The sequence below is a fragment of the Myroides guanonis genome (assembly GCF_900114085.1).
In the GTDB taxonomy this organism is placed as follows: domain Bacteria; phylum Bacteroidota; class Bacteroidia; order Flavobacteriales; family Flavobacteriaceae; genus Flavobacterium; species Flavobacterium guanonis.
Window position 1 is genome coordinate 13,573 of sequence record NZ_FORU01000013.1, and the last position, 21,732, is coordinate 35,304.

General features: G+C 32.4%; 20 protein-coding genes and 1 riboswitch. Of the genes, 10 read left to right on the forward strand and 10 right to left on the reverse strand.

Annotated elements, in window-relative coordinates:
• Positions 1–11: 11 nt before the first annotated feature.
• Together BM024_RS10685 and nusB are read right to left on the reverse strand one after the other, a co-directional pair.
• Positions 12–461, reverse strand: coding sequence for a DUF1573 domain-containing protein (locus BM024_RS10685; RefSeq protein WP_090680060.1), 450 nt, complete (start codon positions 459–461; stop codon positions 12–14).
• A gap of 24 nt (positions 462–485) precedes the next feature.
• Positions 486–1,427 carry a transcription antitermination factor NusB gene (gene nusB, locus BM024_RS10690; protein WP_090680184.1) on the reverse strand — a complete coding sequence of 314 codons (942 nt, stop codon included), beginning with the start codon at positions 1,425–1,427 and terminating at the stop codon, positions 486–488.
• A gap of 317 nt (positions 1,428–1,744) precedes the next feature.
• Between nusB and BM024_RS10695 the strand changes: the two genes are divergently transcribed.
• From BM024_RS10695 to BM024_RS10710, 4 genes are all read left to right on the forward strand, one after another.
• Positions 1,745–3,496: an ABC transporter ATP-binding protein gene (locus BM024_RS10695; protein ID WP_090680062.1), complete on the forward strand. Its 1,752-nt coding sequence runs from the start codon at positions 1,745–1,747 to the stop codon at positions 3,494–3,496.
• A 74-nt stretch (positions 3,497–3,570) separates the two neighbouring features.
• The gene (locus tag BM024_RS10700) at positions 3,571–3,933 is read left to right on the forward strand and encodes a PUR family DNA/RNA-binding protein (RefSeq protein ID WP_090680064.1); all 363 of its coding nucleotides are present in this window, start codon (positions 3,571–3,573) and stop codon (positions 3,931–3,933) included.
• Between the two features lie 90 nt (positions 3,934–4,023).
• Positions 4,024–4,084, forward strand: a riboswitch (Fluoride riboswitch).
• Positions 4,085–4,115: 31 nt separating this feature from the next.
• Positions 4,116–5,381, forward strand: coding sequence for a chloride channel protein (locus tag BM024_RS10705; protein WP_245753884.1), 1,266 nt, complete (start codon positions 4,116–4,118; stop codon positions 5,379–5,381).
• 274 nt (positions 5,382–5,655) lie between these two features.
• The gene (locus tag BM024_RS10710; protein WP_090680067.1) at positions 5,656–7,194 is read left to right on the forward strand and encodes an FMN-binding glutamate synthase family protein; all 1,539 of its coding nucleotides are present in this window, start codon (positions 5,656–5,658) and stop codon (positions 7,192–7,194) included.
• Between the two features lie 184 nt (positions 7,195–7,378).
• Here BM024_RS10710 and BM024_RS13745 read toward each other — a convergent pair whose 3' ends face one another.
• Positions 7,379–7,555 (reverse strand): hypothetical protein, encoded by a 177-nt coding sequence (locus BM024_RS13745; RefSeq protein WP_090680069.1) that lies wholly within the window; start codon positions 7,553–7,555, stop codon positions 7,379–7,381.
• Between the two features lie 129 nt (positions 7,556–7,684).
• On the opposite strand from BM024_RS13745, the gene fumC reads away from it, so the two are divergent.
• Positions 7,685–9,082, forward strand: a complete 1,398-nt coding sequence (gene fumC, locus BM024_RS10720; RefSeq protein ID WP_090680071.1) for a class II fumarate hydratase — start codon at positions 7,685–7,687, stop codon at positions 9,080–9,082.
• 71 nt (positions 9,083–9,153) lie between these two features.
• Here fumC and BM024_RS10725 read toward each other — a convergent pair whose 3' ends face one another.
• From BM024_RS10725 to BM024_RS10750, 6 genes are all read right to left on the reverse strand, one after another.
• A complete protein-coding gene (locus BM024_RS10725; protein WP_090680072.1) occupies positions 9,154–9,534 on the reverse strand; it encodes an OsmC family protein in 381 nt (126 codons plus the stop codon).
• Between the two features lie 4 nt (positions 9,535–9,538).
• Entirely contained in the window at positions 9,539–10,417 is an 879-nt protein-coding gene (locus BM024_RS10730; RefSeq protein ID WP_090680074.1) for a pirin family protein, read from the reverse strand.
• Positions 10,418–10,617: 200 nt separating this feature from the next.
• Positions 10,618–11,274: a peptidoglycan-binding protein LysM gene (locus BM024_RS10735; RefSeq protein WP_245753885.1), complete on the reverse strand. Its 657-nt coding sequence runs from the start codon at positions 11,272–11,274 to the stop codon at positions 10,618–10,620.
• A gap of 354 nt (positions 11,275–11,628) precedes the next feature.
• The gene (locus tag BM024_RS10740; protein WP_090680078.1) at positions 11,629–13,488 is read right to left on the reverse strand and encodes an ABC-F family ATP-binding cassette domain-containing protein; all 1,860 of its coding nucleotides are present in this window, start codon (positions 13,486–13,488) and stop codon (positions 11,629–11,631) included.
• Between the two features lie 69 nt (positions 13,489–13,557).
• On the reverse strand, positions 13,558–14,097 hold the full coding sequence (locus BM024_RS10745; protein ID WP_090680080.1) for a GNAT family N-acetyltransferase: 540 nt from the start codon (positions 14,095–14,097) through the stop codon (positions 13,558–13,560).
• 95 nt (positions 14,098–14,192) lie between these two features.
• A complete protein-coding gene (locus tag BM024_RS10750; RefSeq protein ID WP_090680082.1) occupies positions 14,193–15,014 on the reverse strand; it encodes an alpha/beta fold hydrolase in 822 nt (273 codons plus the stop codon).
• A gap of 290 nt (positions 15,015–15,304) precedes the next feature.
• Here BM024_RS10750 and hmpA point away from each other — a divergent pair, with 290 nt between their 5' ends.
• From hmpA to BM024_RS10770, 4 genes are all read left to right on the forward strand, one after another.
• On the forward strand, positions 15,305–16,522 hold the full coding sequence (gene hmpA, locus BM024_RS10755; RefSeq protein WP_090680084.1) for an NO-inducible flavohemoprotein: 1,218 nt from the start codon (positions 15,305–15,307) through the stop codon (positions 16,520–16,522).
• 140 nt (positions 16,523–16,662) lie between these two features.
• Positions 16,663–17,250, forward strand: a complete 588-nt coding sequence (locus tag BM024_RS10760; RefSeq protein ID WP_090680086.1) for a uracil-DNA glycosylase family protein — start codon at positions 16,663–16,665, stop codon at positions 17,248–17,250.
• 303 nt (positions 17,251–17,553) lie between these two features.
• Complete coding sequence (locus tag BM024_RS10765) at positions 17,554–19,287, forward strand: amidohydrolase (protein ID WP_090680087.1); 1,734 nt, start codon at positions 17,554–17,556, stop codon at positions 19,285–19,287.
• A 16-nt stretch (positions 19,288–19,303) separates the two neighbouring features.
• Positions 19,304–20,077 (forward strand): glucose 1-dehydrogenase, encoded by a 774-nt coding sequence (locus BM024_RS10770; protein WP_090680088.1) that lies wholly within the window; start codon positions 19,304–19,306, stop codon positions 20,075–20,077.
• A gap of 20 nt (positions 20,078–20,097) precedes the next feature.
• Here the strand turns inward: BM024_RS10770 and BM024_RS10775 are convergent, their stop codons facing one another.
• Positions 20,098–20,589 carry a 3'-5' exonuclease gene (locus BM024_RS10775; protein ID WP_090680090.1) on the reverse strand — a complete coding sequence of 164 codons (492 nt, stop codon included), beginning with the start codon at positions 20,587–20,589 and terminating at the stop codon, positions 20,098–20,100.
• 187 nt (positions 20,590–20,776) lie between these two features.
• Between BM024_RS10775 and rlmF the strand changes: the two genes are divergently transcribed.
• Positions 20,777–21,685: a 23S rRNA (adenine(1618)-N(6))-methyltransferase RlmF gene (rlmF, locus tag BM024_RS10780; RefSeq protein ID WP_090680092.1), complete on the forward strand. Its 909-nt coding sequence runs from the start codon at positions 20,777–20,779 to the stop codon at positions 21,683–21,685.
• Positions 21,686–21,732: the final 47 nt, after the last annotated feature.

Consider the following 21,732-nt stretch of genomic DNA (forward strand, 5'->3'; position numbering starts at 1 on the left):
TATTAAATGTTTTATTCTTGCTTAGGAGCTACGTTTGCTTTTATAGTTAAAAGTTCATCTCCTTTTTCTGTGTTCGTTGTCAAAGTTACGGTTTTTTGTTGTTGTCCAACAGCAGAAGTTCTAAATCTTACCTTAATTTTTTCACTTTCTCCAGGCTTAATTGGTGTTTTAGGATACTCTGGCACCGTACATCCACATGATGCACTTGCATTTATAATTATTAAATCAGCATCACCTGTATTCTTAACTTCGAATTCTGTTTCCACAGATTCGTTATTTTCTATATTTCCAAAATCATGCGTAGTACGATCAAATTCAATTTGTGAATTCCCTGTCTGAGCTACTTCTGCAGAAGCTGTCGTTGTAGTTGTTTCCCCTTCTTGAATTCTTGAAGTAGCATCATTGTTTTTACATGCAACAACACTAAATGCGATTGCTGCGATAAAAGCTAATTTTTTCATTTGTTAGTTATTTTAGTTTAGTTATTACAATAGTCCTTTGCCAATTTTTTTAATCTTGTCATTATCTTGGCACAATTTAGAAATATTATCTAAAATACCATTAATAAAAATACTACTTTTTGGTGTGGAATATTCTTTTGCTATCTCTAAATACTCATTAATACTAACTTTTACTGGAATAGAACTAAATTTAAACATCTCACAAATAGCCATTCTTAATATGATAGTATCAATTTCAGCGATACGATCAACATCCCAGTTAGGAGTTTTATCTTCATACTCCTTAGCCAATTCATCATAATTTAGAATTGTTTTTCTGTACAAGTTAATAGCAAAGTCCTTATCATCTAAGTCCTTAAATATACGTGGAACTAAGAATATAGAATAATCATCCTTTAGTTGTTTTAATTGTTTCTGAATCAATGTATTAACAACTGGTAAATCATCTAACCAAGTAAGTTTATAATCTTCAAAAAACTCATAAATTTTCTCATTAGGTGCTATTATATCAGTAAAAACAGACACTACAAATTTACGATCTTCTTCAAACGATTGTAACTTACTCGACATATAATTTTTATATAGTTCGCTTGATTTTAACTCATCTAATAATATCTGAATGTAGTGATCATGAACTCTCCATTGAGTAATAGATCGTTCCTCTAGCTTATTGCTAATTGAAGTAGATTGAGCTAATAGGTTTAGCACTTGATTATCGATAAATTTTCGATTGGGATTTCGTTCTTCGGCTGTAGCTAAATGTTTTTTCTGAGAAACTTCTTGATATTCCTCTTCCTTGTTTCGGATTTCCGTCAAGGTGGTTAACATCAACAAATATAAATCTTCTACATTTTCAATACTATTAATCAAAAACTTTTCTCCGCTTTGAATTTGATCGGTATTACTTTGTTGCATCGCATAAAGTGATTGCATTACTTTAATACGAATGTGTCGTCTGTTTAACATGCTACTAATAAGAACTTTTTTGAATGATTTCACTATCGCTAAATAATTTAGCAGTTTGCAAAGATAAAAAAAAATATCTTGCACTTACTAGCTTTTTATTATTTGTTTTTTCTTACGTTTTACCAATCAATAGAAAAATACAAAGGTTTTAATGAATCCATATATTTCAATATATTTTACGACTATCCACATCATTTAAGAATAATTAAAGCTCCTATTCAATGCTTTTATAGGTCTAAAAAAAGTATATTTGCAATGTACGAAACTAAAATTTCCCAAAACACAACAATCATTAAATTCAAGTCTGAACGCTATATATGAACGATTTACGTCATTTAAACAAATATTTCTTTAAGTACAAAGTACGATTCCTTGCTGGAATTTTTATTACTATTATAGCACAATTTTTCACTCTTTACACCCCTAAATTAGTAGGTGATTCAATTCGTGTACTAGAACACCTCTCAGTAATTGATGCAAACGAGGTCAAGTCTATCTTATTAAATAATATTTTCTGGATTCTGGTCACTACACTTATAGCAGGCTTTCTAACATTTTTAATGCGTCAAACATTGATTGTTATGTCAAGGCATATTGAGTTTGATTTAAAAAATGATATCTACGAGCACTATCAAAAACTCTCTCAGAGTTTTTACAAGAAAAATCGTACTGGAGACTTAATGAATAGAATTAGTGAAGATGTCGGTAAAGTTCGCCAGTATGTTGGTCCTGCCGTGATGTATTCTATCAACACTTTAATTCGTTTTGTTGTTGTCTTAATACAAATGTTTATCATTTCACCAGAACTCACTCTCTACTCTCTTTTACCATTGCCAATTCTCGCAGTCTTTATATTCAAACTGAGTAATGAAATTAATATCAAGAGTGGTATTTTTCAACAGAACCTTTCAAAACTCTCCACCTATACTCAGGAAATATTTTCAGGTATTCGTGTTATTAAAGCCTATGCGATAGAAGATGAAACTCAAAAGGAATTTAAAAACTTAGCTACTGAGAGTAAAGAGAAAAACATGAGTCTTGCTAAATCAAATGCACTCATAGGCCCCTTAATGATACTACTAATAGGAATTAGTAATTTGGTAGTAATCTTTTCTGGAGGTCTTTTATACATAAATGGTAGTATCTCAGATATTGGAGTTATTGCACAATTTATATTATATATCAATATGCTAACTTGGCCAGTTGCTTCTTTGGGATGGATTTCTTCTATGATACAAGAAGCTAAGGCCTCACAGAAACGGATTAATGAATTCTTAAATGAAGTTCCTGAAATTGTAAACAAACAAAGTAATCACAGTGTAATTAACGGAAGTATTGAGTTTTCAAATGTGTCATTCACATATGAAGATACTGGAATAAACGCATTAAAAAACGTGAGTTTTTCAGTAAAAAAAGGAGAAACCCTAGCCATTCTAGGAAATACTGGTTCCGGAAAAACAACTATTTTGTCTTTAATATCACGTCTATATGATGTTGATCATGGCCATATTTATATTGATAAAACTCCTATTGAAGACCTAAATCTTTATGATTTAAGAGATCATGTTGCCATCGTACCACAAGATGCCTTTCTCTTTTCCGACAGCATTCAAAACAATATAAAGTTTGGTAAAATAGATGCGACTGATGAAGAAATAATTGCAGTAGCAAAACAAGCCGCTGTTCATGAAAACATTATACGCTTTAAGGATGGTTATAAGACCGTTCTAGGAGAAAGAGGTCTAACCTTATCAGGAGGTCAAAAACAACGAGTCTCAATAGCCAGAGCATTGATAAAAAAGGCCCCTATTCTATTATTAGATGATTCTCTTTCAGCAGTAGACACTGAAACAGAAGAAACTATTTTAAAAAATTTATTAGAATTCGCTAAAGACACCACGACCATCATTGTAACACATAGAATTTCCGCAGCAAAAAATGCTGATTTAATATTGATTTTAGATCAGGGAGAAGTAATTCAATTTGGAACTCATAAAGATCTATTAAACAAAGAAGGATATTACAAAGAATTACACAACAAACAATTGGCTGAAAAAGAAATTTTATAAATAGTTGGTTTTATTGGTTTTTTTTTCGACTTTTGGAAACTATATGAACAAATCAATTAATTGATAGAAGGATTATGAGAGATAACGACATGTTAGAAAAAGAAGAGATTTTCTCTAAAGTATTGAGAGCAGGAAGAAGAACTTACTTCTTTGATGTTAGAGCTACTAAAGCAGATGATTACTACATTACAATCACTGAAAGTAAAAAATTTACTGAAGAAGACGGTTCATTCCACTTCAAAAAGCATAAAATTTACTTGTACAAAGAAGACTTTGTACCTTTTAAAGAGATTTTAGGTGAAATGACAGACTATGTACTTTCTCATAAAGGTGAAGAAGTTATTTCTGAAAGACATCAAAAAGATTTCAAAAGAGATTATGACAACAATTCTGAAAGCGTAAGTAACTTTACAGATGTTAGTTTTGATGATATCTAATAGATATTTAAAAGTATTAAGCTGTACCTTTTAAAAGTGTACAGCTTTTTTTTTGACCATTTATAAGTTTTTTTTTTACTTTTGTATTAACAATTAATAGGCAATGATGTCTGCCTTGAACCGCCTCAGTGCTAATGACGTCTACAAAAAAGAACAATCCATTGTATTCTATTTGTATGACTATGAAATTTAAACAAGACATTTCTTCGGTAAAAAACCTCTCTTTAAACTTTCTTATTTGGTTCTTCTTCTCCCTTTTAATTGGAGCTATAATAGGTAGTACTGTCGCTTTATTTTTATTCGGTTTAAATTTAGTAACTACCATAAGAGTATCACACCCCATTATAATATTCGGATTACCATTAGCTGGTTTAATTATAGGGTTTATTTATCATTATTTAGGAGGTACTACAAACAGAGGAAACAATCTACTTTTAGAAGAATACCAATCATCTTCCGAAACGTTACCTTTGAAAATGGTTCCATTAATTATATTTGGAACTTGGACTACTCACATATTTGGAGGATCTGCCGGCCGAGAAGGTTCAGCCTTACAGATAGGCGCTACTCTATCCGATCAAATTGGAAACCTATTCCCTAAGATTCTAAAAGATAGAAAAAGAATTCTTTTAATTGGAATAGCAGCAGGTTTTGCTGCTGTTTTTGGAACTCCAATTGCAGGTTTTTTATTCTCTTTGGAAATTGTAAACAGAAAAATTAAAATTAATTTCCAAACGTTATTATTTATACTACTAAGTGCATATATGGCAAACTACACTTGTCACTTTTGGAAAATAACACATACGCCCTACCATATTCAACTAATTCCTGAATGGTCCTTTATACTAATTACTAAAATAAGTTTATGTGCAATACTATTCGGACTTACTGCCAGGTTCTTTATTTTTTTAACGGACAACTTTTCTCGCTTTTTAAATCATTATATACATTACCCGCCTCTTATACCATTCGTTGGCGCAATACTTTTTATCACTATCTACCTGGCTATTGGAGATGAACGCTTTTTAGGTTTAGGAATTCCTACAATTCAAGAAAGTTTTAATATTCCACAATTACCACAGGTATTCCTTTTAAAAATACTTTTTACCACCATAACATTAGGATCCGGTTTCAAAGGAGGGGAAGTAACTCCATTATTCTTTATAGGTGCAACACTTGGAAGTATGCTGTCAATATATTTCGATTTACCCTTAGGTTTTTCAGCTGCTATTGGTTTTATAGCTGTTTTTTCTGGAGCAACTAAAACCCCTATTGCATGCACTTTTATGGGGCTAGAATTATTTGGAGCAAGTGCCTTTCCATATTTCTTACTTGTATCTATCGTTTCATATCTGCTTTCTGGAGACCAAAGTATTTACAAGTCCCAAAATCACACCCATTTCTGGAAGCTATTTTTTGCAATAAAAAACAAATATAAAAACAGCTAATCAACTTCAAATTACGTTATTATCAATTTTAAACCCAGCACACAGCATTCTATTAAAACATCCTTTGTTTATTGACTTATTTGATAGGAAATAATAAATATAAAAATCCTTGTAGTAATAAAAACTTTATTAACTTTGCGTCAATTTTGACTACCTAAGCAAGCCCTTTATTTATAAGACAATCTTAAAAATAAGGACTTTAAAACTAGTCAAAAGACACGAACTGAAAACAAGCATTAACGAACAACGAACAGATTGCTTTAAATCCAATTTTATGTTTCACAAAAAATTTTTAAATCGATTTACTATTGGCCAAATAACTTTGGCTTTAATTGCTATTTATTTGATTTCAACACTCTATTTTGTGTTGTTCAAACAATCTAGCTTTTTCTTATTAATCGTTCCCATAATACTAGCGATTTTAGCGTTTGGTGATATCAAACAAACAAGACATACAATACGTAAAAACTACCCTCTATTGGGCCGTTTTAGATATATGTTTGAATCTATTCGTCCAGAAATGAGACAATATTTCTTTGAAGGAGAATTAGACGGAAAACCTTTTAACCGAAGAGAACGTTCTATCGTTTATCAACGTGCAAAAAATGAAAAGCAAACCGTTTCTTTCGGTATGCAAGACGATCCTAACCGTATTGGCTATGAATGGGCTTCACACTCAATCTATCCTAAGTCAATATCTAATGATGACTTTAGAGTACTTATTGGAGGAGACCAATGTAAACAACCATATAATGCAAGTATTTACAACATTAGCGCTATGAGTTATGGTGCTCTAAGTAAAAAAGCTATTACATCTTTAAATGAAGGTGCTAAAATTGGTGGATTTGCACACAATACAGGTGAAGGTGGAATTAGTCAATACCACCGTTCAGGAGGTGATTTAATTTGGCAGATTGGTACAGGTTATTTTGGCTGTAGAGATGAAAAAGGATTCTTTAGTGATGTTTTATTTCAAGAGCGCGCTAATTATCCAGAGGTCAAAATGATTGAATTAAAACTATCTCAAGGGGCTAAACCTGGACATGGTGGATTATTACCTGCTGAGAAAAATACTCCTGAAATTGCAAAAATAAGAAGTATTGTTCCACATACTACTGTTCACTCTCCATCATCTCACAGTGCATTCTCAAATGCAACGGAATTAATTCACTTTATTCAAAAACTTCGTGAACTTTCAAATGGAAAACCTGTAGGTTTCAAAATCTGTATTGGTCGTAGAGATGAGTTTATAGATATCGTAAAAGCTATGGTAGAAACAGGTATTCGTCCTGACTTCATTACTATTGATGGTGCTGAAGGTGGTACTGGTGCTGCTCCATTAGAATTTATTGACTATATGGGAATGGCTTTATCAGATGCTTTAGTATTTGCTAATAAAACTTTAATCGAATACGGTTTAAGAGACAAAATTAGATTAATGGCTTCAGGTAAAATCATATCTGCATTCGATTTAGCAAAAGCTATAGCTCTTGGAGCTGATGCTTGTTATAGTGCAAGAGGTATGATGTTTGCTTTAGGTTGTATACAAGCTTTACAATGTGATAGTGGACATTGTCCAGTAGGAATTGCAACACAAGACGAAAGTTTATACAAAGCGATGGATATTACAGACAAGAGAATGCGTGTAGCTAATTTCCATAAAAACACTATGAAAGCTCTTGCTGAATTCATTAGTGCATGTGGGTACGAAAGACCTTCTGACATTGAACCAAGAACTTTCCACAAAAGAACTGAACACGGTACCAGTAAGAGTTATGCTGAAATGTATTTTAGTGATATTAAAAAAGTCTAATAGACTTTTACATAAATTAAAAAAAGAGTTGTCTTTATCAAGACAACTCTTTTTTTTATGACTAGTCACTACATTTTTTAGTAATAAAACACTCACAGTTTAAGTTAAATATCAAAGCACAAAAAAGGGCTCACATTACTATAGTATGTGAGCCCTTTTTAAGTTTTGAAAACAAATTTAATTATTATCCAATTTGTTCTTGTTCTGCTTGTTTTTTAGCTTTCTTCTCTTTAATCAATTCCATAGTAGCTCCTACTGCCCAATACTGAACAAAACCAACTAAGAATATCATTAACCAAAACCCTAATGTTACTACGGTCATAGCTAAGATGAAACCTAAATACTGTTGAAATTCAAACATGTTTTCTAGATTTTTTTGTATACTCAACAAATATAGCTTTATTTCATTAAAACACCTACTAGAAAGTATTTTTTTACTCCTGAATAAATTTCCGTAAATTTATATGGAACAATTCTAAACAAATCTATCATGAACTATAGAATAGAAAAAGATACTATGGGAGAAGTTCGAGTTCCACAAGATTCCTATTGGGGAGCACAAACCGAACGATCTCGTAATAATTTTAAAATAGGTCCATCGGCATCAATGCCTGATAAAATCATCGAAGGTTTCGCATATTTAAAAAAAGCAGCAGCTTACACTAATTTTGATGCAGGATTAATAACCATCATTAAGAGGGATGCTATCGCAACGGTATGTGATGAAATTCTTGAAGGAAAGCTCAAAGATCAATTCCCTTTAGTTATTTGGCAAACTGGCTCAGGAACTCAATCAAATATGAATGTTAATGAAGTTATTGCAAATAGAGCACATGTTTTAGCAGGCCATAAAATCGGTGAAGGCACTCCTACTCTATTAGCGAATGATGACGTAAATAAATCACAGTCTTCAAATGACACTTTCCCAACAGCAATGCATATAGCAGCTTATAAAACTATCATCGAACATACATTGCCTGCCTTATCACAGCTTAAAAACACTTTAAAAGATAAATCTGCAACCTTTAAGAATGTTGTAAAAATTGGTAGAACACACCTTATGGACGCTACTCCTATTACTTTAGGTCAAGAGCTATCAGGTTATGCTGCTCAGCTGGAATATGGTATTAAAGCTCTTGAAAACACGCTACCACATCTATCTGAGCTAGCCTTAGGAGGAACTGCTGTTGGAACAGGTTTAAATACACCTAAAGGATATGCTATTAATGTTGCTAATTATATTGCTAAATTTACTCAACTACCTTTTATAACAGCTCCTAATAAGTTTGAAGCACTTGCTGCTCATGATGCTATTGTAGAAAGTCATGGTGCTTTAAAGCAAATAGCTGTATCTCTAAACAAGATTGCTAACGATATCAGACTACTCGCTTCTGGCCCAAGGTCAGGTATTGGTGAAATACACATTCCTGAAAACGAACCAGGTTCATCTATAATGCCAGGAAAAGTAAACCCTACTCAATGTGAAGCCTTAACAATGGTTGCAGCACAAGTAATGGGGAATGACGTTGCAATAAGCATTGGAGGTATGCAGGGACACTACGAATTAAATGTTTTTAAACCTTTAATGGCATCAAACTTCTTAGAATCAGCTTCTCTTTTAGCTGACGCTTGTATCTCATTTGATATTCACTGTGCAAAAGGTATAGAGCCAAACTACAAACGCATCGCTGAGTTAGTTTCAAACTCATTAATGTTAGTCACAGCACTAAATACAAAAATCGGTTATTACAAAGCAGCTGAAATAGCTCAAACAGCACATAAAAATGGCACAAGTTTAAAAGAAGAAGCTGTCCGACTAGGATATGTTACTGAACAAGAATTTGAAGATTGGGTTAAACCAGAATCTATGGTTGGAACTATTGAATAAAACAAAAATCCCAGTTGATAAGATATTTTATCAACTGGGATTTTTACTTTATAATATAAAACGTTTGCTATTTAAATGATTTCTGTTTTTATATTCAAAACAGATTCAAGCAACTTATGTATTGGACACTTATTAGCAATAAGCAACATTCTTTCTTTATTCACCTCAGAATTTGCTCCAATCAATTCAATAACTCGTTGTATCTTCTTAGATTCTTCATCGTATTCAATCTTGAGCTTTATTTCTTTAATCTCCCATTCTTTTCTATTTGCATACATTTTCAAAGTAATTAGAGTACAAGAAGCTAAAGAAGCTACTAATAATTCAAAAGGAGATGGAGCTGTATTTTCTCCTCCCAGTTCCACAGGTTCATCTGCATATATCACATGATCCTCTGTATTAATTTCGGTTTTGAACGGAGTGTTTTTTATGCTCGCATTTAATGTTTTCATATTTCTAAAATTTAAAATCAGGTAAAGGAACAAAATCAGTTTCTCCGACTATTGAATCAAAACGTTGAGCACGCCAATCCTCACGAGCTTTATCTATAAGCCCCTTATCTGAACTTACAAAATTCCAATGAATAAAATGTTCTTCTGTCAAAGGAGTTCCACCAAATATACATACAACACTATCCTTTTTCATAGTAAACGAACAAAGTTCTGCATTTTTTGTAATAAGCAATTGCTTACCTCCAAAATGGCTCCCTTCAATCATCACTTCTCCTTCTAAAACATATAGAGCGCTTTCTCCAAAAAGATGTTCGCCTATATTAACAATACTATCTTCACTTGCTGTCAACTCTATAAAATAAAGAGGACTAAAAACAGGAACTGGAGACTGATGCCCAAATAAATTTCCTGCAATCAATCGAATTGAAAGATTGCCTTCTTCCCATTGTGGAATATCTGAAGCCTCAATATGATGAAAACTCGGTTGTCTTTGTTCTTCCTCAACTGGTAATGCAATCCATATTTGAAAACCATGTACCACTTTTGCAACATTTCTTAATCTTTCGGGTGTTCGTTCTGAATGAACAACACCTTTACCAGCAACCATTAAATTAACTGCTCCTGGTATGATTTCAACATCACTACCAAGACTATCTTTATGATGAATAGAACCTTCAAATAAATAAGTTAGTGTACAAAGTCCAATATGAGGATGTGGCCCTACGTCCATATTTTCTTTTTCAGAAAAAGACATCGGTCCCATGTGGTCTATGAATACAAATGGCCCTACTGCCCTTTTTTGTCTAAAAGGCAATAAGCGTCCAACTAAAAAATTCCCAACTTCAGAGGCTCGCTCTTCAACAATTAAATCGATATTAGACATACTATATTGTTTAGATTAATAATTTTAGTTACTAAATATAATAAAAACCCGCCTTTCTAATAGAATGTTTAAATTATTTTACTTTATCAATATAGAAGACCACCTAAATATCATCTATTAATATAATTTAGAGTATCAAAAAAAAAGAGGTTAGTACCTTTAACGGTTCTAACCTCTTCTAATTTTTACAGTAGTTATGATTACACCACTACTACTGGATTGCTATCGGCAATGATATGTGAAGTATCATAACCAGCAAATTTCTTTAAATACGTTCGAATCGATGTTCCAAATCCATCTCTGAATCCTGCACTACCGTTCGATTTCAAAAACTTTTTAACTGAGAAAGCACCACCTAAGTGCGCAGCCGCTAAAAGCCCTGATTCAGTAATTGTTACTCCGCCAATACGCTTTCCGCTATATTGCTTAATTTCTTTACGCAACTCCCATTTGTTTTTTGCTAATAAAGCTTCAAAAGCTTTTTCTTGCATAATGGGATTTGTCAAGAATCCTGATGCGTCATTAATACCTACAGAACGCAAAGCGCTTTTTCCAAATTGATATTTCCCCATATATCCAAAAGGATTTACTAAGGTATATATCCCTAAGGACTCGCGAACTGCTAACGCTTGTTTAAAACCTGTAAAAGTTTTACCTGTAAAGGGTATGTCTAATTTCTCTTCCTTAACTGAAGTACAATATTCAAAAGCTTCCTCCGTTTGTACATCATAGAAAAGTGGTTGTGTTGGTTCAATTCTCAAATCTTGTAAAAGTGTAATTTCATACCTTTTAAAACCTGAAAAAATACCCCCAACCAATAAGACAAATCCAATAAAATAAGAACATTTTTTTTTCATTAAATTTAGTTTCTCAAACCCTGTCACCATTTGAAATTTCCAAGTGCAAAGTTACTTCATTTTTACAAAGAAGCTACAAATTATACGTTTTTTTAACTTTTATCCTTTTTAAAAACAGCACAACAACCTTATAATCAAGGATATAAAAAGAAATAAAAAAAACAGAAATAACTTCACAATCTAAATATTTTTAGGTATTTTAATAGCGATAGTTCCCTTTTTAAATACTCAAAAATCGTTTTTCAAGTACTTTTTAAGCAAAAAAAAGCGTCTGATTTTTAAGTCAAACGCTTTCTTTTTTTTAAATTAATTGCTGTTTTTAACTTATAAAAACAACATAAATATTTCAAACTTTTACTCTTCTATTTTTGCAGCTAATTCGAACCAACGTTCTTCTTTAGTCTCCATTTCTTTTAAAACTTTTTCTAATTCTTTAGAGTTTTTTTCTATTGCTTCCTCACTTAAACTCACATCTAAAAACTTCGCTTCAATAGTTTCTTTCTTTCTCTCCAAATCCTTAATATCTCTTTCTAATCTTTGATATTCTTTCTGTTCATTAAAGTTCAATCCACCTTTTTTCACCTGATTATCCTTCCAGTTAACCTTTTCCTTAGGTTCTTCCTTTTCAGGTTCAATACTATCTTCATAAGCTCTAAAGTCAGAATAGTTTCCTGGAAAGTCTTCAATTACCCCTTCTCCTCTAAACACAAATAAATGGTCAACAATTTTGTCCATAAAATAACGGTCGTGTGAAACAACTAACAAACAACCTGGATAATCAAGTAAGAAACTCTCCAAAACATTTAGAGTGACAATATCTAAATCGTTGGTTGGCTCATCCAGTATTAGGAAATTAGGGTTTTGAATTAGCACTGTACATAAATATAACCTCTTTAATTCTCCACCACTCAATTTCTCTACGAAATCATATTGCTTTTTTCTATCAAATAAAAAACGTTCTAACAGTTGTGCCGCCGATATCATTCTTCCCTTAGTCAACGGAATTTGCTCACCATATTCCTTAATAATATCGATGACTTTTTGTCCTGGCTTAGGATTGATACCACTTTGAGTGTAGTAACCAATTTTTATAGTTTCTCCTACTACTACTTTTCCACTATCAGGTGCTAAAGATTGAGCAAGTATATTTAGATAGGTTGATTTTCCAGTTCCGTTTTTTCCAATAATTCCAATACGTTCTCCTTTATTGAAAGTATAACTGTAATTATCCAACATCACTCTATCCCCAAATTTCTTGGAAACTTTATGTAGCTCAATAATTTTGCTACCTATTCGCTCCATATTTATTTCAAGCTCTACTTGATGTTCAACTCTACGACTTTGTGCTTTTTCTTTTATTACATAAAAGTCATCTTGTCTTGATTTGGACTTAGTTGTACGCGCTTTAGGTTGTCTACGCATCCAGGACAATTCTTTTACAAATAAGTTTTGAGCTTTGTCAATACTCGCATTTTCTGCTGCAAGTCTCTCTTCCTTTTTTTCTAAGTAATATGAATAGTTCCCTTTATAAGTATATAACACACCATTGTCTAGTTCTACGATTTCATTACAAACTCTTTCTAAAAAGAAACGGTCATGGGTAACCATAAAAAGTGTAATATTCTCCTTAGCAAAATAATTTTCTAACCATTCAATCATTTCTAAATCTAAATGATTCGTTGGTTCATCCAAAATCAATAAATCGGGTTTATTAATCAAGATAATTGCTAAAGCTAATCGCTTTTTCTGTCCTCCAGAAAGAAACTTTACTTTTAGCTTTAGGTCTTCCATTTTCAGTTTTGACAGAATCTGCTTATACTGTGTTTCAAAATCCCATGCATTATGAAGCTCCATCTTTTCAAAAGCATCTTGGTATGCATCAGCATCTTCTGGATTTTCTAAAGCCTTCTCATATTGCTCAATCACATGTAGAATTGGGCTATCAGAAGCAAAAATACTTTCTTCAATTGTTAGTTCATCTTGTAGACTAGGTTCTTGAGACAAAAATTCCATACGAATTCCCTTTCTCATGACTACCTGTCCTGAATCTGGTGAATCAGATCCTGTAAGAATTTTTAGAATTGTGGTTTTACCCGATCCATTCTTAGCGACAAAAGCCACTTTTTGATCTTTGTTAATTCCAAATGAGATGTTTTCGAATAACGTTCTTGCGCCAAACGACTTTGATATATTTTCAACTGATAAATAATTCACTATGCTTGAGTTTTCTACAAAAATAGTCTTTTATTTGGCATTCTTGGTATTTCAACACATAACACCAAATTAAGTAGATACTTCTTTAGGTCTTAGTTCAGTTGAAAAGAGCAATACATCTTCCGAATCATTAGGTAATCTAATAGTCCCTTTTAATTGTAAGCCTAATTTTTCTAACAAATTTCTAGATGCCGTATTTTCAGGCAATGTTATCCCGTTTAACTTATCTAATTTAAAATGATTAATAGCTAGGTCCTTAATCTCAAGCGCAGCCTCATACATATAGCCTTTTCCTTCAAACTCTGGTAACATTGCAAAACCTATGTCAACACCATCTAATCCTTCTCGTTTATAAATTCCACATGTTCCCATTTTTAAACCATCTTCCTTTCTAACTAACACATAATTTCCAAAACCACAAGCTTCCATCTGTGGAAGCATTCTCACTTTTATATACTCTTTTGCTTGAATAACATTTTTGACGTCTCTATCTCCTATAAAACGAATCCATTTAGGAGTATTAAGTAACTCCAAAATAAAAGCAGCATCTTCAAGTGAGACTGCTATTAAGTATAACCTATTAGTTTCAAATTCTTTTAAAAGTGACATAGTATTAGTTTTAAATTTTAAATATACACAAAATCACCTTTCCTATTTCAAGGATTTATTTTTTTTAGCATACTCCCTGATACTGTGTCTTACTTCTAATCAATGAACTCAATTAATATTTTATTAAGCTCTTCTGCATGTGTAACATTCAATCCATGTGGTGCATTATCGATTATCTTATAGATGTTATTCTTTATCATCTTAGCAGCCTGATCACCAGAAGTTTCTATAGGCACAGTTTGATCTTTATTTCCATGTACAATTAATATTTTTAAAGAAATAGCTCCTAATTCTTTTCTAAAATCTGTAGTTGCCCAACTTTCCGCACATTTTAACGTAGCAATTGGTGAGGCTTGTGAGGCAATACTCCAATCAAAATCTAACTGTTCTTGAGATACCGTTTGATTGTCCTTAGTTACATTATAAAACGCATTATGAAACCCTTTTAAGAAATGAAGTCTCTCTGTTTTTACAGAATTCAAAATACCTTCTAATATCTTTTTAGGTACTCCCTCTGGATTGTCCTCTTTCTGTCCAACCAATGGTATGATTGAAGATATTAAGGCTATTTTATCAATATTATTTTCTCCATATTTAGTTAAGTATCGTATTACCTCTCCCCCTCCCATTGAAAACCCAACTAATACTACTTTAGTTAAATCTAAATGCCCCATTAATTCATGTAAGTCTTCTGATAGCGAATCATAATCATATCCTTCATACGAGGCATCTGATTGTCCAAATCCTCTTCTATCATAAGTTATAACCCTATATCCCGCATCAACTAAACTTGAAACTTGAAACTCCCATGATTTTCCTGACAAAGGCCACCCATGTATAAGTAATACTGGTTTTCCTTTACCATAATCACAATAATACAATTGAGTACTATCTCTTTTTGTTCTGAAATGTGTCATAATTGTCTTTTTTACATTAACAAGATAGTAAATAATCAATAGCCCCCTTGTTAAACATATGTTTACAAATAAAAAATCATTACAACAAAACCTCTTCAAATCATTATTTTAACAACAACACCTTAATGGTCTTGATTTTTAAACTACCTATTTATTGCAGTAACTATTTCATCAATTCTTATGATTCTAATCATAACTAAACAAAAGAGTCCTCGATACTTTTGTACTCGATAATTTCACTGTAAAAGAGTTGAATAAATCAATATTTTAAAAAACTTAAACACACAATCATGTTAACAGAAGATCATAAATCTATCATTCTTATCACAGTTCCATTATTACGTGAAAATGGTGTAGTTCTAACAAAGCACTTTTACGAAAGAATGTTTTCACATCACCCAGAATTGAAGAATTTATTCAATATGGGAAATCAAAAAAGTGGAAAACAACAAACCGCTTTAGCTATGGCTGTTTTAGCATATGCAGAAAACATTTCGAATCCAGCTGTTTTAATGCCAGCTGTTGATTTAATAGGTCATAAACACACTAGCTTACACATTCAACCCGAACAGTATGATATTGTAGGTGAACATCTATTGGCATCCATTAAAGAGGTACTAGGTGATGTTGCTTCTCCTGAAGTTATCGAAGCTTGGGGTCTAGCTTATGGGCAATTAGGTAATTTAATGATAGGTCATGAACGTTCTATTTACACGCAAAAAGCAGCAACATTAGGTGGATGGGTTGGATGGAGAGATTTTGTTGTAAAAAGAAAAATGGAAGAATCTACCGAGATAACCTCTTTCTATCTCTATCCTGTAGACGGAGAAGCTGTCGCATCACACAAACCTGGACAGTATTTAAGTATCCAAGTATTTCTTCCACAGTTGGATTTAATGCAAGCACGTCAATATAGTATTTCATCGGCACCAAATAATGAATATTACAGAATCTCGGTTAAAAAAGAATTAGGAAATCAATCGGCTGATCATTTTGGTATGATTAGCAATCATTTACACAATGAGATAAATGAAGGGGACATGGTTCAATTAACCTCTCCTTCTGGGAACTTCATTTTGCAAGACAATGGTAAAAACAAGGTGTTTATCAGCGGTGGTATTGGACAAACACCACTTGTTTCAATGTTAGAAGCTTTAAATTTAAAAGAGAATGTAACTGAAAAACTAACTTGGATTCACGGTTGTAGAAATCAAGAAGTAATGGCTTTTAGCTCTAAACTTGAAAAATTTGAAGCGAACTGTGAAACACTTGAGAAATTTGTATTCTTCGATCAAGTAGAAAGTGAGAAATATTCTGAAAACATTCTAAAAGGAATCGTAGATTTAGATAGAATTCCTAATTGGGAATTAGACTTCAATGCAGATTACTACTTATGTGGTCCTGCTCCTTTTATCGAAAAACAGGTTACTTATTTAAAAGAGCAAAACATTGCTATGAGTCAAATTTTCTTTGAAGAATTTGGCCCTCAATCTTTGCAACTAAACTAGACTGTTTTTAGTCTTTTTTGAACAGAAATAGAAGCTTATTTAAATGAGCTTCTATTTCTGTTTAATCTGCTTTCATTATTTGATTTGATAAATTTTCATTACCTTAATAACATATTACCTAACTATTAAACCATCAGAAAATGACGAATAAAGAGTTTGATATATTGTTAGAAAAAATCAGACAATGCAAAGTTTGTGAACCCCACTTGCCTTTAGGTGCAAACCCCGTTATGAATGCAAGCATTAGTTCAAAAGTTATCATTATTGGTCAAGCACCAGGTATAAAAGTTCATCAAACTGGTATTCCATGGAATGATAAAAGTGGTGACCAACTAAGAAATTGGCTTGATGTTACCAGAGATTCATTTTATAATCCAGAAAACTTCGCAATTGTTCCAATGGGATTTTGTTACCCTGGTAAGGGAAAGAGTGGAGATTTGCCACCTCGCAAAGAATGTGCTCCTTTATGGCATCAACCTCTTCTAAAAGGTATTTCAGAAACTAAATTAATATTGCTAATCGGAAATTATGCACAACGTTACTATCTGAAAGAACAAGTTCAAAAAACACTTACAGAAACAGTTTCAAATTTTGAAAATTACTTACCTCTTTACTTCCCTCTTCCCCATCCTTCTCCAAGGAATTTTATTTGGCAGTCAAAAAACCCTTGGTTCACAGAAAAAGTACTTCCTGTATTAAAAGAACAAATTAAGATTATCGGGATTTAACAGACATTATATCTAGAAATAATTGTCATTATATCGTTGAAACTTTTTTAGGAGACATATCTATATTTTAATAGTCTAAATCGATTATTGTATTAGGTTTTACACCATTTTAAAACAACTCCTAAATCTAAAAAATTGACATAGCTAAGCAATGTTAATTTATATTTTTGAAAATTTAAATTAAATACGTACTTTTAAATACGTACTTTTAAATACGTAACTTCTTTAAAAGAAACTGTTTTTGTTTAACGACGGTCAAAACTCGAACAGTAGTATCAAATAACTTTATATACTATAAATTCTATGAGAAATATAACAAAATTATTACTGCTTATTTTTCCAATAGTATGGCTATTTAGCTGTGGACAATCCGATAACAAAAAAGCAGATAATCAGAAAACACCTGACTCCCGTCTCTATTATAATGGTCATATTATAACTATGGAAACGGAAGAAGTTGAATACGTTGAATCAATCGTAGAGCAGAATGGGAAAATTGCATTTACTGGTTCACTTAAAGAAGCAGAAAAACTATTTACCAATAGTGAAAAAATAGATTTAAATGGTAAAACTTTATTACCTGGATTTATAGACCCACACAGTCATTTTGGTATGGTTTCAAATACGATGGGACAAGTAAATTTAAACCCTCCACCTGTTGGTACAATCTCTAGTATTCCGGAGATAATTGAAGCTATTGAAAAGTTTAAAAACGAAAACGAAATAAAAGATGGAGATTGGATATTTGGTTGGGGATATGACGATAATCAGTTAAAAGAGAAACGTCACCCTAATAAAATGGATTTGGATGCCGCTTTCCCCAACAATCCTGTTTATCTACAACACACTAGTGGACATATGGGAGTAGCTAATTCCTTAGCTCTTAAAGCAATGAATGTATCAAAAGATACACCTAACCCTGAAGGAGGAAATATAGACAGAATCCCCAATACGAATGAACCAAATGGATTAGTACAAGAAACGGCCATGTATCCTTTTGTAGGAAATATGCTTCAAATACTTAGTTCAAAACAAGAAGTGTACTTTGAAAAGACTCAAAATTATTATGCGGAATATGGTATTACTACTGCCCAAGACGGAATGACAGACCGAAATACACTCCAATTTTTTCAAAAGCAAGCAGATGATGGCAAACTAAAAATAGATTTAATTGCATTGGCAGGTTATAGCGATTTAGATAAAAACTTGGCAGACTCTTCTATTCATTTCAAAAAGTATTCAAACGGCTTTAAAGTAGAAGGAACAAAAGTTATTGCGGACGGGTCTCCTCAAGGTAAAACAGCCTATTTCACAAAACCCTTTTTAACACCAACTCCTGGCTGTGCACATGATTGCAAAGGTCTCGCTAGTCTTTCACAAGAATCTTTGAATACAATTTTCAAAACAGCTTATTATCATGATAATCAACTTTTCGTACACTGCAATGGAGACGCCTCTATTGATATGCTCCTTCAAGCTCATGAATATGCTTGTAAAGAACTTCAACAACCTTTAGACAAAGACAGAAGAACTATTGCTATTCATTCTCAGTTTGTTCGTCCTGACCAGTTAGAAATGTATAAAAAATATAAAATTGAACCTTCATTCTTTACAAATCATGCTTATTTCTGGGGAGATGTACATGTAGAAAACTTAGGAAAAGAAAGAGCTTTTTTCTTAAGTCCTATAGCTACTGCTGATAAAATGAAATTAAAATACACAAACCATTCAGATGCAACTGTAACACCAATTAATCCCTTATTTACAGTATGGACGGCAGTAAATCGTATTTCCAGAACCGGTAAAGTAATTGGGGAGAACGAAAGAGCAACTCCATATCAGGCTCTAAAAGCCATAACTACAAATGCAGCCTATGAGTTTTTTGATGAAGATTTAAAGGGTTCACTAAAAGTAGGAAAATTAGCAGATTTCGTACTCTTAGATAAAAATCCTATTACATTAAATCCTGCAGAGTTAAAAGAAATTAAAGTAATGGAAACTATTAAAGCAGGAAAAACAATATTTAAAAAACAATAAACTCTCGTCTCCTATTATGAAAACATCAGAATTATTCAATTTAAAAGGAAAGACTGCTATAGTAACTGGCGGAGCAAATGGAATTGGAAAAGCTACTGCAATTATCTTAGCACAACACGGTGCTAATATAGCTATTGGAGACTTTAACTTAGAAAACGCTCAGAAAACAGCTAAGGAAATTGAAGCCTTGGGTGTAAAAGCCATAGCAGTTTCGTGCAACGTTTTAAAGGATGAAGATTTAGTAAATCTTGTAGATACGACTATAAAAGAATTGGGAAGTATTCACATTCTAATAAATAACGCTGGAGGTGGTGGAGGAGGAAGAGAAAATCCTTTTAAAATTTCGATAGATGCTATTAGACGTGATTATGAACTCAATGTTTTTAGTGGATGGAGGTTGTGTCAACTAGTAGTTCCTCACATGAAAAAAGTGGGATATGGGTCCATTGTTTTCACTACTTCTATGTCTAGTATTAATAGAAGTCCAAACATGAGTGGATATGGAGGATCAAAAGCAGCAGTTAATCATACAGTCGCCAATTTAGCACATGATTTTGGACCTGAAGTTCGAATTAATGCTGTAGGACCTGGAGCAACTAGAACAGCTGCCCTTGAAAGTGTTCTAACTCCTGAAATCGAAAAAGCTATGCTTACTCATACACCAATAAAACGTTTAGGAAAAGTTGAAGACATAGCAGGAGCTATGTTGTATTTTGCCTCCCCTATTTCGGAGTGGGTAAGCGGACAAACTCTTTTTGTAAATGGTGGCGGTGAACAAACACTAGAATAAAATCTATTTGAAGTAAACTTTTAAAATAATTCAATTGCTATGTGTGCGCACGCTTCAGCATCAGCAAGTGCATTATGATGATTTTCCAAGTTAAAACCAAAATATCTAGATACAGTAGTTAATTTATGATTAGTCAATTCAGGTAGCTCCTTCTTCGCTTTCCTATAAGTACAATAGAAGGGATTGGTATGCAGAGGTAATCCATAAGCTTGCAATGTGGCTTTTAAACAACCTTCATCAAAAGCACTATTATGAGCTACCATTGGGAGACCTTCTATTCGTTGAGAAATAATCTTCCATAATTCAGGAAATTCCGCTGCGTTTTCTGTATCTATTGAAGTGATTCCATGCACTTGGATATTCCAATAACTATAAAAATTCGGAACTGGTTTTATTAGTGCATAGAACCTATCTACTATCTTATAATTCTCTACAAAAACCAACCCTACACTACAAACACTAGTTCTATGTTGATTGGCTGTTTCAAAATCTATAGCAACAAATGAATCCATTCTTATAATTTTATTTCACTTTTACAAAAGTAACAGTATATTCAATGAAGAGAATACTTATCCTCATTAAATTTAGAGTCTGATATTTGTGTTCTAGTAAATAAATCAACCTCTAAACATTCTTGTCGCAATAGAAGTCTATAGAAACTCATCAAAATAGTCTAATTTTACACCAAATAGCAAAGAAATGAAGGGTATTGAGTCAACAAAGAAAAAATTACACGAGCGAAACAAACATCAACAGTTTTATAATTTTGATGTATTAAAACGTTTGGTACCTGAATTAGGAGAGTATATTATTAAAAATCCAATGGGAATTGACACTATTGATTTCGCTATTCCAGAAGCTGTCGTTTTACTAAATAAAGCAATTTTAATGCAGGATTATAAGATAAGATTTTGGGAAATACCCAAAGCTAACTTATGTCCTCCAATTCCTGGTAGAGCTGATTATATTCACTATATAGCTGATTTATTATCCGAAGAAAATAATGGAGAAATACCAATAGGTAATAGAGTGAAGGTTTTAGATTTGGGCATAGGAGCAAATGCAATTTATCCTATTATTGGAGTAGCAGAATATGGATGGTCTTTTATAGGTTCTGATATAAATATGCAGTCTCTAAAAACAGCAGCGAATATAATCGACAACAACGATCATTTAAAAAACAATGTTACCCTACGTCAACAAATTAATAATAGAAATATTTTAAAAAACATTATTGGAGAGAACGAATGTTTTAATGTAGTTATTTGCAACCCACCTTTCTTTAAATCAGAAGAAGAAACTCTTTCAAAAACAGTACAAAAACTAAAGAATTTAGGTAAGATGACCACTGACAAACCTGTTCAAAATTTCAGTGGGCAGCATAGTGAGCTATGGTGCGATGGAGGAGAAAAATCTTTTATTACAAATTATATCTATGAGAGTGTGCACTTTAAAACACAAGTTCTATGGTTCACTAGTTTAGTGTCAAACAAGGAACATCTTAAGCCATTACAAACTCTTCTCAAAAAAGTAAAAGCCAAAGATGTCAAAGTAATAAAGATGGAACAAGGAAATAAAATAAGTCGCATATTAGCATGGAGATATTAAGAAACTAAATCTTTCTTACAATCGGCTAAAAATAGCTATAACTTATA